The organism is Nocardioides rotundus (assembly GCF_019931675.1).
Classification (GTDB): Bacteria; Actinomycetota; Actinomycetes; order Propionibacteriales; family Nocardioidaceae; genus Nocardioides; species Nocardioides rotundus.
In genome coordinates, this window is record NZ_CP082922.1 from 1,675,771 (window position 1) to 1,688,819 (window position 13,049).

The window sequence follows — 13,049 nt, forward strand, 5'->3', positions numbered from 1 at the left end:
GGCTTCCTTATGCGGCTTCCCGGTCGGGGGCCGCGGTGTTCTCGTAGCTGACCGGGCTCATCATGCCTGCCGAGCTGTGCCGGCGTTCGTGGTTGTAGAACCCGTAGCACCAGTCCAGCACGACAGCCTGGGCCTGGCGGGTGTGCTCGAACTCGTGGCGTGAGAGAACCTCCCACTCCAGGCTGCTGAAGAACGCCTCAGCGGCGGCGTTGACGCCCCTATAGGTCAAGACTTCATTGTGGCGCCTCGCCCCGGCGGGCGCGGTGGTCGGTCATCACGGCTTGGTACACCTCGCGGGCGAGGTAACGCTTGAGGCACCGGATGATGTCGCGTTTAGACAGCCCCTCGGCAGTGCGTCGGGCGACGTAATCGATGGTCGGCTGATGGAACCTCATCCGGACGATCACAGCTCGGTAGAGGGCGGCGTTCGCTTCGCGGTGACCGGCTCGTGAGAGCCGGTGCCGGTTCGTCATGCCTGATGAGGCAGGGACCGGACTGGTGCCGCAAAGCTTGGCAAACGCGGCTTCGGAGTGAACGCGTTCTGGGTTGTCGCCGAAGACGATGAGGACCTCGGCGGCGGTGTCGGCGCCGATGCCCAGTCCTTCACGCAGGGTGGGTGCGTGGGCGCGGGTGAGGTCGTCGAGGATCGTGTCGTGCTCGCGGATTTCGGCGTCCAGCGTTTGGTAGCGCTTCGCGAGCGTCCGTAGCGCGTGCTTCGCACTCGCGGTCGGTGAGGTCACCGCTCCCGGACGCAACGAGGCGCACCGGTTGATGAGGACCTTGTCGGATGTCCCGGCGAGGTGCTCGCGCAGGTCCGCGGGCGCGGTGACGATCAGCGCCTTGAGCGTGATCATCGCGCTGGTCCTGGCCTTCCGCGCGGTGTCCCGGGCGATCTTGATCTGTCGGATCATCTCGGCGGTGCCGTCGGCGGACTTCGGGATCGCCGTCGCTTGGCCGCCGAGTACTGCACGCGCGGCGGCCTCGGCGTCGAGGGTGTCGCTCTTGCCGTTGCTGCGACGGCCGCGCCGGTCACCGCGGTTGACCTCGATGACGCGGTGGCCGGTGCGGCGCAGGAAACTGGCCAGGCCGACTCCGTAGCTGCCGGTGCCCTCGACGCCGTAAGCGATCACGCGACCGTTGCCGGCCAACGAGGCGGCCCAAGCCTCGAGTTGCGCGTATCCCTCGCGGTTCGCCGCGACATGCTGCGCAGCGAGCCGTGCGCCGAGGTGGTCCAAGGCGACCGCGACGTGGGCGTACTTGTGGGTGTCGACACCGATGATGATCTGCCGACTCGTGACGTCGGCGGCTACCTGCTCGGCGGGTTCGACGGTCATGCTGGTCATGGCTGCCCTCCTGATCTGCTGGGTGGTCGGAGCCAGCTGGTCGGGCGGGTAGGACAGGACTGTGATGGGTCAGGTTTGGCGATCAGGCCCCTATTCGGTCACCCCCTCCCGGCCAGCCGGCGTGTGCGTTGATCGCCACCTGGCCGGCGCCGACAGATCAACGCCAAGGCACCGCGGCCAGTCGTAAGCAAGGGTCAGACCCCGGCCAGGCAGCCCCTGATTCTTCTCACAGTCGAAGCACGACCCGACCCGGCCCATCGACTGCCGGATGCCCATGTCGCGGCACAGCTTGGTGAACGAGGTCGCGGTGTAGGTCGAGCCCCGGTCGGTGTGGAAGATGACCCGCTTGGTCTCCTCGGTGCGCCAACCCGGCTGGTTGACCGCATCGACGCCACCGCGAGCCGCCACGGCCATCTTGATCGCCGCGCACGCCAGCTCGGCGTCGGGGTGCAGGCTGGTCGCGGCGCCGAGCAGACGACGCGAGTACAGGTCGATCACGGTGGCCAGGTACAGCTTCCCGCTGGCCGTGGGGATCTCAGTCATGTCGCCAACCCAGCGGGCGTTAGGCCGCTGCGCGGTGAAGTCACGGCGCAGCAGGTCGGCGAACTTCGGTGCGGTCTTGTCCTGGCGTGTCAGACCGTTCCTCCGCTTGATCCGCCGGGCGACCAGCCCCTGGCGGCGCATCGAGTCCGCGACGGTCTTCTCGCTGACCTCCCACCCATCATCGAGCAGGTCAGCGTGCAACCGCGGGGAGCCGTGCAGGCCCCGCTTCTTGGTGAACATCACCTTCACGGCCCGGTCGATGGTGTAGCGGCGACGGTCCATAGCGGTGAACAGGCCGCTCGAGGCGCCCGGGCCGAGCGACCGGTCGCGCCACTTGTAGAACCACGCCAGGGACACCCCCAGCAGCAGGCAGGTCATCGTGTGCGGCACCCGGTAGATCGTCCTCTGGTCGGCGATGAAGCGTGCCACGCTCACTTCGTCGCCTCCTTCACCCACAGGACCACGGATCGCTTGAGGACATCACGCTCCATCCGGAGCTCGGCGTTCTCAGCACGCAGCCGCTTGAGCTCCTCGTGGTCGTCCTTCGACATTCCGTCGCGGCCCTCGCGTGCTTCCCGGGCCTGCTTGACCCAGTTGCCCAACGTGCCCTCGACCACGCCGAGGTTGCGCGCGACCTGAGCGATCGGCTTCCCGGTCTCTTCGACGATCCGGACAGCTCCCTCACGGAACTCCCGGTCGTACTTCTTCCGCTTCTGTGGCATCTCGATCCTCATTGTCGATGCCTCTACGGTCCGGGGGGAACCTCATACGCCGGGGAGCCGGCGGGTTCACGCGGTCAGGCCCACGACCTGGGTGGACCGCTCGGCGACCCGGTCGACGTCGATGTCGATGCCCAGACCGGGCCCGGTGGGGACGACCAGCTCGCCGCCGGACACCTCCAACCCGATGCTGCTCAGCGGGGCGAACCGGTCCAGCATGCCCGGCTGGAACTCCTGGATGGCGAACCCGGGCAAGGTGGAGGCGACCTGCCAGGTGGCGGCCATCCCGACCACGGTGACCACCCCGGCATGCAGCGCGAGAGGGGTATGGAACGTCTCGGCCAGCACGGCGATCGCGGCGGTCTCGGTGACCCCGTTGCGCATCAGGTCCGGTTGGGCGACATCGAGCGCCTCGCCTTGGAACCAGGGCAGGAACTGATGCCGGGTCCGCAACGGCTCCCCGACCGCGATCGGCACCGCGGTCGCGTCCCGCAGCCGCCGATGGCCGGCCAGGTCTTCGGGCGCCAGCGGCGCCTCGAAGAACGCGACTTGTGCCTCCTCCAGCCGGTGGGCCAAGGCGACCGCCTGCGGCAGGGTGTAGCCCCACAGGGCATCCAGGGCCAGCCACGCCCCGGGACCCATCGCCTCACGCAGCCGAGCGATCTCCGCGGCGTCGAGGTCCACTCCCTGACCCAGCGCCGGCTTGACCCCGAACCCCTGCTCGACCCACCCGGCCGCCTCGGCCTGCCGACCCTCGGGCGTGGGGGCGGCCAGCCCGGTCACGTAGGCCGGGAGCCGATCACGCAGCCGGCCGCCGAGCAGGTCGGCGATCGAGACTCCGGCGACCCGGCCGCGGATGTCCCACAGCGCGGTGTCCACGGCCGCGATCGCGTCTTGCTGGTAGCCGCCGATCTGGCCACGGACCCGGTTGGTCTCATACATGTCCCGATGTCGAGCCGTGGTGGCCAGCGGGTCTTGGCCCAGCACCGCGGGCCCTACGACGTCGGCGATCACGCTGAGCACGATCTCGGTCCCCACCGGCGCCTGGGCCTCACCCCACCCGACGACACCCTCGTCGGTCTCCACCCGCACCAGCGCGGCTTGGGACCGGTTGGAGTACAGTTGACGGTGCGGCGCGATCCCGTGGTAGTCGCTCCCGGGGAGGTTCTCCTTCCCGGCAGCGGCCTGGGAGACCACATGCGGGTCGCCGTCCTTGACGCTGAACGCGGTCACCTTGCTGATCTTCAAACCTGTTGTCCTTCCACGCGCCCACGCCCACGACCACGACATCGGTCGCGGGGTGCGGGAGCGATGATCGGTGCTAGTTGGAGAGTCGCTCGCCGGTCACGGTGTCGAAGACGTGCACCGAGGACGGGTCGGTGCTCACGTGGATGGTTTCGCCCTTGTGCACGCTGTCGCGCGCGGAGACGCGCACGATCACGTTGCTCGGGGTCCCTTCGACCTCGCTGGTGCCGTAGACGTAGCTGTCCGCGCCGAGTTCCTCGACCACGGTCACCTCGATCGGCAGGCCGCCCTGCTCGGCGGACACGATCCGCCACGCCTCGGGTCGCACCCCGACGGTGATCTTCTCGTGCTGGGGGCCGATCCGGTGCTCGGCGGCCGGGTCGACCGGGACCAGGTAGGACCCGATCCTGGCCTGACCCTCATCCGCGGTCGCGGCGAGCAGGTTCATCGCCGGGGAGCCGATGAACCCGGCGACGAACAGGTTGACCGGCTTGTCGTAGAGCCGCAGCGGGGTGTCGACCTGCTGGAGCACGCCGTCGCTGAGCACCGCGACCCGGTCACCCATCGTCATCGCCTCGACCTGGTCATGGGTCACGTACACGGTGGTCACACCCAGGTCGGCTTGCAGCTTGGCGATGTCGGTGCGGGTCTGTACCCGCATCTTCGCGTCCAGGTTGGACAGCGGCTCATCCATGCAGAACACCTGGGGCTGCCGCACGATCGCCCGACCCATCGCGACCCGTTGCCGCTGCCCACCCGAGAGCGCCTTCGGCTTGCGCTCCAGGTACTCGCTCAGCCCCAGCAGCGCGGCCGCCTCGCCCACCCGCTCGGCGATCTGGGCCTTCGGCGCCCCGGCGAGCTTGAGTGCGAAGCCCATGTTCTCGGCCACGCTCATGTGCGGGTACAGGGCGTAGTTCTGGAAGACCATCGCGATGTCGCGGGCCTTGGGCGGGACGTGGGTGACGTCGCGGTCCCCGATGAGGATCCGCCCGGCGTCGACCTCCTCCAGCCCGGCGAGCATCCGCAACGCGGTCGACTTCCCCGACCCCGACGGGCCGACCAGCACCATGAACTCCCCGTCGGCGATCTCCAGATCCAGACCCGCGACCGCGGGCGCCTGGGTGCCCTCATACCAGCGCTGGGCCTGCTCGAACGTCACTGTGGCCATAGCCGTGTGCTCCCTTCACCGGCAGGTACGTGCCGGACGATCCGTGGTGAAGTGACCCGCGTCACCCTAGAGCACGGCGGCAAGTGCGGCCTCCGACCACAGCGTGCCGGGGCCGGGGGAGTGGCCCGGGTCAGGCGATGCCGTTCAAGGCGTCGGCCTGCGCCTCCCAGACATCGGCGGAGGCGAGCAGCTGGTCGCGGCGGGGGTCGAGCACGTCGAGCGTGTCGGCCTCGCTGCGGTCGATCGCGGCCGAGCGGCGTCATCCGTCGGCGCCCCGGCCGACGTAGGGGTGGCGCACCGACCGGTCCGGGCCGCTGCGCGGGCTCGAGCTGACCGGGTGGGCTGACGTGGATGAGGTCTGTTGGGATCAATGGCAGTTCTACCCGCGAACCACAGTTCACCATCTACTTCAGGAAGTAGGAGGGCCTTTCATCCTCGGCACGCGGCGCCGCACGGATCCCCTCCCGAGGACGGTAGGCAACCGCGCCATGCGGCGACTGATCAGTGCTGTTCGGGGCCAGTGCACCAAGCGGGACAGTACGTCGCGATGATCCCCGCCGACCGGGCCGCGATGGGCGCCGCGGAGGCGTGATGACTCGGCGGTTGATGGGAGGGGGCCCCGGAGTCCGGTCTCGCGCCAACAGGTGTGTGTCACAGCGGCTTGCGCAGCAGGCCGGTCAGCGCCGCGAGCAGCAGCGCGGTCAACACCCACGCCGCACCCTTCAGGACGCTCAACGTCACCGCGGCCCACCCAGCCGGAGGGCTCCACTGCGTCGATGTGGTCACGGCGGCGGCCGGGACCGCGACCGTGGCCGCGTAGCCGGCGGGGTGGAACTGGGCCACGTCCCACCCTGCGCGCCACTGACCGGACCGCACCACAGCCGGTGGCTGCCCGCCCTCCAGCATCCCGGGGTCGTTGCGGACGATGGCCTCACGAACTACAGGCGTGGAGGGCGTGGTGAACTCCGTGCGCTGGGTGAACGCGATCATCCACGCGGCCGCGAAGACCACCACGAGCCATCCCAGCGCCCGCCACGGGTAGTAGCCGTACCCGGCCGAGACCCGGTAGACCCACCGCAACGCTCGGCCCGGGAGCCCGAGGCGTGCCGAGGAACGCGCCGCGGACAGGTACCGCAGCCTGCGCGCAGCGTCCTCGTGCCCCGTCCGGGCAATCACGGTGGCAATCTCCTCGCGCGGCTGCGGCGAGGTCACCGGTGCCAACCAGTCATCCAGCACGTCGGGGTCCGCAGACACCGGGCCGGCGAGGACGCCGATCCTCCACCCAGGTGGGGAGTCCACATCCAAGACGGGGCGCTGTCCGGCGCCGGGGAGGCGCAGGGCACCCACCTCGAATGGACCGAGGCGCACGGGCGCACCCTCGGGCGCGATGCGCAGGTTGAACTCATCCCTGACGACCGAGTGCTCAACGTGCAGCGACACCGGAGTCCCGGCCAACCCCGCCGCGGAAAGGTCCAGGTTCCCGTCGATCCGGCTGCCGCGTATCCGGAGCGCCCCGAGTGCGGTGATGTCGCGTAGATCTAGGTCAGCTGCCGCCCCCAGACTCTTGACGCTCAAACTGACGGGCGCTTGGCCGGGGTCAGCCCCTGCCCCCAGGGTGGCGCCCCTTATGTCCAGTTCTCCGCCGACGCCGGTGCGGTACAGCAGAACCGAACCCGCGGTGGCGATCTTCGTGAGCAGGAGGTCACCGGCGATGCGTGTCCGGTCGAGGTAGAGGCTGACGTCGGGGCCGTTCAGCGTGGCCTCCCACAGATAGAATCCTGACCCGACGACCACGTCGAACATCCGCACGGTGCCTTCGGCATGGAGGCCGGACGCGTGGATGTCGTCAGCGATCTGGGCTCGGTCGCAAACGAGACTGACCGGGGCTCGCAGGGTCGCCCGGGTTAGTGAGAGTTCGCCTTCGATCCGCGCACTGTAGAGCTCCACGCTCCCGGCAGCGTCTACCTGTACGACGGCGTGGCCGCCGACGTGGACACCTCCCGCGTTCAAACTGATCGGTTCCCCGAGCAGCCGCGCAGAGTCGAGTTGGAGGAACCCCTCGGCACGGGCCTCTAGGAGCGTGATGAGGTCGTGCGCCGTCACCCGCGACATCGTTAGGTCACCGTTGATCCGTGCTGCTGAGGCGTCCAACGGCTGGTGCAGGACCGACTCAGTCAGGTCCAGAGCGGGCGCCGTCAGGTGCGTCATGCGCACCTCACCGAGGAAGTGGGAGCCGACAATTCGGACCGGGAAGCCGAGCGTGACGTACTCGAGGTCCAGGTCACCGACCACGATCGCCCCCGACAGCGTCAGCCCCCGCGCGTCCGGATCGGTGACCGACGTCAGGACCTCGCGCAGCATCGCGGCGTCTACCCGTTGCTCGGCGTACTGGGGACGCTGAACCTCCTCAGGGTCGTGGTCGGAGCGGACGGCGCCCAGGTGGATCTGCGATCCGGTCCGGATCGCGTGCGCGAGCTGCTCCGTGGTCAGCATGGGCCAAGCCTCACACCACCCCCAACGCTCCGACCACCCCTACGCGACTCCACCCGGGCCGGGAGCAGCACGCACCGATCGTCGGCCTGACGGATCTGGACGCCGTCGTCGGGGGAGTCGCGTCACCCGCCGACCTGCCGGGAGCGAACGCAGGGCGGGGCGACGTCGCCGCTAGCCCGGACGGTTTGCTCGCCACTGTCGGTGGGTCGTCAGTGACCGGTGGTGTAGAACTCGCTGAGCCGAGCGATGGCTTCAGCTTTCGTCATCGCGTGCACTTCGGATTCCGGGATGCGCGCCTGCACAGTGAGCGCCCGGATCACGCCCACCGGGATCGCGTCGGTGACCTCATGTACCTCCCCCCGATTGGGCACTACCTGGTGATCGACGCAGTCCCAGAACTCCTCGGCCGTGACGTGCAGTTGGTCTCGCAAGATGTGGGCCCAGATGCTGGGGCCGTAGTCGGTCCGGTCGACGGGGTGACTGATCCGCGTGTAGAGGACCGAACCGTCAGGTAGCGCCAGCTCGTAGTTCACGTGGTGGGAGCCTCGCTTACCCGTGGCGCGCTTGCGTTCTGTCCACCCTTCGGTGGTGCAGAAGGTTTCGTGGTCGACGCGGGTTGCTGGGGGTCGCTTCTCAGGCACGCGGGATCAGCCGAGCAACCAGTCGCGCAGCTGGTCATCTGAGGCCAGCGTGATGACCTGCACCAGGCCCCAGTTGTCGGCGTGGTTCGCAGCGACCCGCAAGCGTTCGGTCCACGCCTCGGCATAGTCACGCAGTGCGTCGATCATCTCCTCGACAGCGTCCTCGACCGTGGCTCCGTCGGCCGCAACCGGGATCCCTGGCAGGTAGATCGACCAGCCATCGCCCTCAGCCACCGCGTGAGCCCCCGAGGGGTGAAGGCGGGTCAAGAAGTGCACAAGACGGTCTGCGTCGACGGCAGCAACTCGGCGCGCATCACGGGTCACAGTGGCAGGGCGACCTTCGTCGGCGGCGTCGAGAAGGTCCTTGAAGTGCTCGCGCGCCTCGCGGGCGCTGCCGTAGTTGACGGTTCCGGTAGTCATGGTCGTGGATCTCCTGCACGGTCTCGCGTACGTGTACACAGCGTACACGGAGTTTGGTGGTTTGAACCACTGCGCCCCTCAGCCGGTGCCGCGCCGACGCTGTCCCCGCGATCAGCGGCGGCCGTCATGAACCGCGCTGCTCCGCCAGGTTCACCAGCGCTTCTCCTGTCCATCTGCACCAGGGAGTTCGGCGGGCCGTCCCAGTCGGACGCGGTCGCCCGAGGCTCGAGCGTCCCGGCCACCTGCCGGGGGCGGATTCATGCTCGGGCGTCGTCGCCCGGCGCCGGCTCCCCGTCGCGGACCGCGCCGTTCACCTCCGGCGCGACGGCGGACGCGGCCTGCTCCAGCCCGGCCAGCAGCGCCTGCCGGGAGGCGCGCACGTGCTCACGCATCACCCGTTCGGCGCTGTCGCCGTCCTTGGCCAAGATGAGATCCAGGACCCGGTGGTGCTCGGCCTCTGACTGCAGCACCCGGCCCGGCTGCCGCAACGAGGTCGACACCAGGCGGGCGTAGGCCAACTGGTTCATCAACAGCCCGTACAGACTGGACAGCTTGGTGTTGTCCGCCCCGCGGATGAGTAGGTCGTGGAACTCAGCGACCAACGCCTGATAGCGCTCCCGGTCACCTTGCTCGGCCACCGCGTCGGCCTCGGCGACGTTCGCCGCGAGCGCGTCCAGCTCCGGCACGCGGCCCCGTCCGGCCAGCAGCCTGGCCGCGGCTCCTTCCAGGAGCTCCTTCATCTCGAACAGCTCGACGATCTCGCGCCGTGACGGAGTGGTGACGAACGTCCCGACCCGCGGCCGGATCCGCACCAGCCCCTCGGTCTGCAGCTGCTTGAACGCCTCACGCACCGGGGTACGACTCACGCCGAACTCCTCGGCGATCGCGAGCTCGGAGATGTTCTCGTCCGCGGCGAACCGGCCGGCGATGATGCGTGCTCTCAGCTCGTCGATCACCCGGCCGCGCGAGCTGCCGCGAGGTTCGGTGGGGGAGATGGCACCGGCTCCTTCACTGCAGGGCGCTCAGTGCGCCACCGTCGTAGAATCCGCCGGCACTGTAGACCATCGGGTGCGCGTCGGTGGTCTCCGCGCCCACTACCCGGCAGATGAAGATGGTGTGCGTGCTGGCCTGCAGCCGTTCCCGGATTCTCACCTCCATCCGGGCGGCCGTGCCGTGCAGGTAGGGGCTGCCCTGCGGTGCGGGGGACCACGTCAGTCCGGCGAACTTGTCCTCGGCCTTGGTGGAGAACGCCTTGACTACGTCGAGCTGGTCCACCGAGAGGATGTTGATCGCCAGGTGCTCGGAGCGGAACAGCACGTCGTGGGTCGAGGAGGACCGCATGACGCACACCAGTACCGTGGGCGGGTCTAGGGAGATGCTGGAGAACGCGTTGACCGCCAGCCCTCGCGGCCGCGGCTGGTCGTTCTCGTTGTCGATCGTGGTCACCACGGTGACGCCGGTGACGAAGCGGCGGTTGACCTGCTTCATCAGGTCCTGGTCCAGCGGGGAGTCGGTCATCGGGTCCTCTCAACTCAACTCGGATGGTGCGGGTGCCGGTCAGTCCTGACCTACGGTGATGATGCCCAGCGCGCTGAGCAGCGCGCGCGGGTCCCAGGTCACGTGCTCGCGCACGATCTGGCCGTCCTGCAGTTCCGCGAACGTCGCCCCGCTCACCTCCACCCGGCGGTGCGTCGGCGGGACGCCGAGGAAGCCGTGCAGGTGGGTTCCGGCCGAGTGCCACCGGATCGCGACCTGGTCGCCCTCGATCACGATCTGGTCGATGGTGGTGACGATGTCGGGGAACGCGGCCCTGGTGGAGACGATTGAGGCGAGGAACTGCTCGCGCGTTTCGCCGTCCTCAGCGCTGGCGGTGATCCGCCGGTAGTCCGGCGAGAGCAGCTCGGCCAACGGGCCGGTGTCCCCGGCGTCCCAGGCGGCGTCCCACGCCTCGACGATCTGGTTGCGGACCTCAGTGGTCACGACTGGCTCCTCTCAACGGGTGTTTCGCCCGGCACCGGGCCGAAGGTGCGCAGCCGGTCGTCATTGAGCTCCTTCCAGAAGGAGATCGCGAGACCGGCGATGATCACCAGGAACGGTGCCGAGGTGACGATCACGGTGTTCTGTAGCGCGGTCAGGCCGCCGCCGAGCATCAGCACGATGGCGGTGACCCCGGTCAGCACACCCCACAAGATGAGCACTGAGCGGCGCGGGGTGAGCGACCCGCCGGAGGTCAGCATGGACAGCACGTAGGTGTTCGCGTCCGCGCCGGAGATGAAGAACATGACGACCAGGAAGATCGCCACGACCGAGGTCACCCCGGAGAGCGGGAAGTACTCCAAGGTGGCGAAGAACGCGGAGTTGATGTCGGCGCTGGTCTGCTCGGCGATGTTGCCGCCGCGGAACATGTCCACGTTGATCGCGGTGCCGCCGAAGACGGTGAACCAGGTGAAGAAGACCAGCGAGGGGACCAGCAGCACCCCGGCGATGAACTCGCGCACCGTGCGGCCGCGCGAGATCCGGGCCAGGAACACCCCGACGAAGGCGCCCCAGGAGACCCACCACGCCATCATGAAGTAGGTCCACCACTGCATCCACTCCAGTCCGCCGAACGCGGTGCCCTGCAGGCTCATCCGGAAGAAGTCGCTGGCCCACATGCCCAGGGACTCGATGAACAGGTTCGCGACGAAGACGGCCGGCCCGACGATGAGGATGAAGACGAACAGGGCGAGGCTCAGCCCGGCGCTGGCCTGGCTGAGGTACTTGATTCCCTTGCTGACGCCGGTGACGGCGGAGAAGGTGAACACCGTGGTCACGACCGCGATGATCAGCACCTGCACGACGTTGTTGACCGGGATGTTCCACAGCGAGTTCAAGCCGTTGTTGACCTGCAGCGCCCCCAGCCCGAGCGAGGTCGTGGTGCCGAAGAGGGTGGAGAAGACGGCGAGCACGTCGATCGTCTTCCCGATCGGACCGTTCACCCGCTCGCCGAGCAGCGGGTAGAACAGCTGGCTGACCAGGCTGATCCGGCCCTTGCGGTAGATGCTGTAGGCCATCGCGAGACCGAAGACGGCGAAGATCGCCCACGCGTGCAGACCCCAGTCGAAGTAGGAGTACTGCATCGCCCGGACCGCGGCCGCCGGAGTGCCCGGCTCGGCCAGCCCGTGCGGCGGGGTGGCGAAGTGGGAGATCGGCTCAGCCACCCCGTAGGAGACCAGCCCGATCCCCATCACCGCGGCCAGGATCATCGCCAGCCAGCTGATCGTGTGGAACTCCGGGCGGTCGTCGTCGTGGCCCAGCCGGAGCCGGCCGCAGCCGCTGAAGGCCAAGAACGCCAAGAAGATCAGCAGGCCCAGGGTGACCACCAGGTAGAGCCACCCGAAGCTGGCGGTGAGCCAGTTCAGCGAGCTAGTGGTGACCGTGGCCAGGTTCTCGGTGAACACCGCGCCCCAGACCACGAACACGACCGCGATCGCCACCGAGGCGTAGAAGACCGACCCGAGCCGCTGGGTGGCCTCGGCCTCGTCGCCGTGCGGGGTGAAGATCTCCGGCTCCTGCGCCAGGTGCTCCGGGTCGTGCGTAGTTCCGAGATGACGGTGAGCCTCGGGCCGGACGCGAGGCGGCTTCTGGTCGGTCATGGTGCGGACTCCCTGGGTCCAGAGGTGCCGGATGTGGGCTACATCACCGGCTGTTGTATGCCAGAGGAACGTAATGACGCAGTGTGATGCATGTCAATAGATCCGCCGAGATCGCCCGAAAACCCGCTAAAAGGCTAGGTGGAGCGTTCGGGCCTTGACGGAGCTGCGGCGTCAGTCCTACGGTTCTGGCATGCAACAGACGATCCCCGAGCAGGTCTCGGCCGCTCCCGTCCGAACACCGTCTGCGGCCGACCTGGGCATCCGGCGGGTGGCACTGCAGGTCGAGGAGGTGCTCACCGAGGCCGGCACCGCGCCGCAGCGTCCCGCCACCCGTGCGGTCGTCGCGATCGTGCTCACCAACCCCTGGCGCGGCACCCCGCCTGAGCGCGACCTGCAGCCTGAGGTCGAGCAGCTCGCGCCCGCCCTGGCACGGATCGCCGCCGACCGGCTGCTGGACGCCCTCGGCGGCGTGGAGCACGTCGAGGCGTTCGGCAAGGGCGCCGTCGTCGGCCTGGACGGCGAGCTCGAGCACGGGGGAGCGCTCATCCACACGCCGTACTTCGGCAACCTGCTGCGCGAGTTCCTCGGCGGGGAATCGATCATCTGCTTCGCCGACACCCGCGCCGACGCCGGCGAGGTACTGACCGTGCCCATGTGGCACAAGACCCACGCCGCGACCCGCAGCCACTACCAGACCATCACTACGCGACTCTCCGACGCCCCGCGCGCCGGTGAGATCGTCGTCCTTGCCGCCGCCTCGACCGGCCCCCGGCCGCATCCGAGGATCGGCGATCGCAGCACCGACCCGACCGTCACCTCCGAGACCCTGAAGGACAGCTGAC

General features: G+C 68.8%; 14 protein-coding genes. 1 reads left to right on the forward strand and 13 read right to left on the reverse strand.

Annotation, left to right across the window (positions count from 1 at the left end; all coding sequences use genetic code 11):
* Positions 1 to 7: 7 nt before the first annotated feature.
* The 13 genes from K8W59_RS08365 to K8W59_RS08425 all read right to left on the reverse strand — a co-directional run bounded on the left by K8W59_RS08365 (position 8) and on the right by K8W59_RS08425 (position 12,207).
* Positions 8 to 229 (reverse strand): IS3 family transposase, encoded by a 222-nt coding sequence (locus K8W59_RS08365; protein ID WP_223396522.1) that lies wholly within the window; start codon positions 227 to 229, stop codon positions 8 to 10.
* A 4-nt stretch (positions 230 to 233) separates the two neighbouring features.
* Complete coding sequence (locus K8W59_RS08370; protein WP_223396521.1) at positions 234 to 1,343, reverse strand: IS110 family RNA-guided transposase; 1,110 nt, start codon at positions 1,341 to 1,343, stop codon at positions 234 to 236.
* 90 nt (positions 1,344 to 1,433) lie between these two features.
* On the reverse strand, positions 1,434 to 2,321 hold the full coding sequence (locus tag K8W59_RS08375; protein WP_223399392.1) for an IS3 family transposase: 888 nt from the start codon (positions 2,319 to 2,321) through the stop codon (positions 1,434 to 1,436).
* On the reverse strand, positions 2,318 to 2,620 hold the full coding sequence (locus tag K8W59_RS08380) for a transposase (protein WP_223396339.1): 303 nt from the start codon (positions 2,618 to 2,620) through the stop codon (positions 2,318 to 2,320). The genes K8W59_RS08375 and K8W59_RS08380 overlap by 4 nt, the downstream gene beginning before the upstream one ends.
* A 54-nt stretch (positions 2,621 to 2,674) precedes the next feature.
* The gene (locus K8W59_RS08385; RefSeq protein WP_223399393.1) at positions 2,675 to 3,853 is read right to left on the reverse strand and encodes a mandelate racemase/muconate lactonizing enzyme family protein; all 1,179 of its coding nucleotides are present in this window, start codon (positions 3,851 to 3,853) and stop codon (positions 2,675 to 2,677) included.
* Between the two features lie 73 nt (positions 3,854 to 3,926).
* The gene (locus K8W59_RS08390; protein WP_223399394.1) at positions 3,927 to 5,018 is read right to left on the reverse strand and encodes an ABC transporter ATP-binding protein; all 1,092 of its coding nucleotides are present in this window, start codon (positions 5,016 to 5,018) and stop codon (positions 3,927 to 3,929) included.
* Between the two features lie 651 nt (positions 5,019 to 5,669).
* Positions 5,670 to 7,511, reverse strand: a complete 1,842-nt coding sequence (locus tag K8W59_RS08395) for a hypothetical protein (RefSeq protein ID WP_223399395.1) — start codon at positions 7,509 to 7,511, stop codon at positions 5,670 to 5,672.
* Between the two features lie 209 nt (positions 7,512 to 7,720).
* Positions 7,721 to 8,044, reverse strand: a complete 324-nt coding sequence (locus K8W59_RS08400) for a hypothetical protein (RefSeq protein WP_223399396.1) — start codon at positions 8,042 to 8,044, stop codon at positions 7,721 to 7,723.
* Between the two features lie 114 nt (positions 8,045 to 8,158).
* Positions 8,159 to 8,572 (reverse strand): hypothetical protein, encoded by a 414-nt coding sequence (locus tag K8W59_RS08405; protein WP_223399397.1) that lies wholly within the window; start codon positions 8,570 to 8,572, stop codon positions 8,159 to 8,161.
* A 257-nt stretch (positions 8,573 to 8,829) separates the two neighbouring features.
* A complete protein-coding gene (locus tag K8W59_RS08410; RefSeq protein WP_223399398.1) occupies positions 8,830 to 9,528 on the reverse strand; it encodes a GntR family transcriptional regulator in 699 nt (232 codons plus the stop codon).
* A 52-nt stretch (positions 9,529 to 9,580) separates the two neighbouring features.
* Positions 9,581 to 10,090 carry a flavin reductase family protein gene (locus K8W59_RS08415; RefSeq protein ID WP_223399399.1) on the reverse strand — a complete coding sequence of 170 codons (510 nt, stop codon included), beginning with the start codon at positions 10,088 to 10,090 and terminating at the stop codon, positions 9,581 to 9,583.
* 39 nt (positions 10,091 to 10,129) lie between these two features.
* Positions 10,130 to 10,552: an ester cyclase gene (locus K8W59_RS08420; RefSeq protein WP_223399400.1), complete on the reverse strand. Its 423-nt coding sequence runs from the start codon at positions 10,550 to 10,552 to the stop codon at positions 10,130 to 10,132.
* On the reverse strand, positions 10,549 to 12,207 hold the full coding sequence (locus tag K8W59_RS08425) for a BCCT family transporter (protein ID WP_223399401.1): 1,659 nt from the start codon (positions 12,205 to 12,207) through the stop codon (positions 10,549 to 10,551). The genes K8W59_RS08420 and K8W59_RS08425 overlap by 4 nt, the downstream gene beginning before the upstream one ends.
* Before the next feature lie 190 nt (positions 12,208 to 12,397).
* Between K8W59_RS08425 and K8W59_RS08430 the strand changes: the two genes are divergently transcribed.
* Complete coding sequence (locus K8W59_RS08430) at positions 12,398 to 13,048, forward strand: amino acid synthesis family protein (RefSeq protein WP_223399402.1); 651 nt, start codon at positions 12,398 to 12,400, stop codon at positions 13,046 to 13,048.
* Position 13,049 lies beyond the last annotated feature (1 nt).

Coding starts and splice junctions, on each gene's coding strand:
- K8W59_RS08370 (WP_223396521.1), bottom strand. CDS start 1,343: ATGACCAGCATGACCGTCGAACCCGCCGAGCAGGTAGCCGCCGACGTC.
- K8W59_RS08380 (WP_223396339.1), bottom strand. CDS start 2,620: ATGAGGATCGAGATGCCACAGAAGCGGAAGAAGTACGACCGGGAGTTC.
- K8W59_RS08390 (WP_223399394.1), bottom strand. CDS start 5,018: ATGGCCACAGTGACGTTCGAGCAGGCCCAGCGCTGGTATGAGGGCACC.
- K8W59_RS08395 (WP_223399395.1), bottom strand. CDS start 7,511: ATGCTGACCACGGAGCAGCTCGCGCACGCGATCCGGACCGGATCGCAG.
- K8W59_RS08405 (WP_223399397.1), bottom strand. CDS start 8,572: ATGACTACCGGAACCGTCAACTACGGCAGCGCCCGCGAGGCGCGCGAG.
- K8W59_RS08415 (WP_223399399.1), bottom strand. CDS start 10,090: ATGACCGACTCCCCGCTGGACCAGGACCTGATGAAGCAGGTCAACCGC.
- K8W59_RS08425 (WP_223399401.1), bottom strand. CDS start 12,207: ATGACCGACCAGAAGCCGCCTCGCGTCCGGCCCGAGGCTCACCGTCAT.
- K8W59_RS08430 (WP_223399402.1), top strand. CDS start 12,398: ATGCAACAGACGATCCCCGAGCAGGTCTCGGCCGCTCCCGTCCGAACA.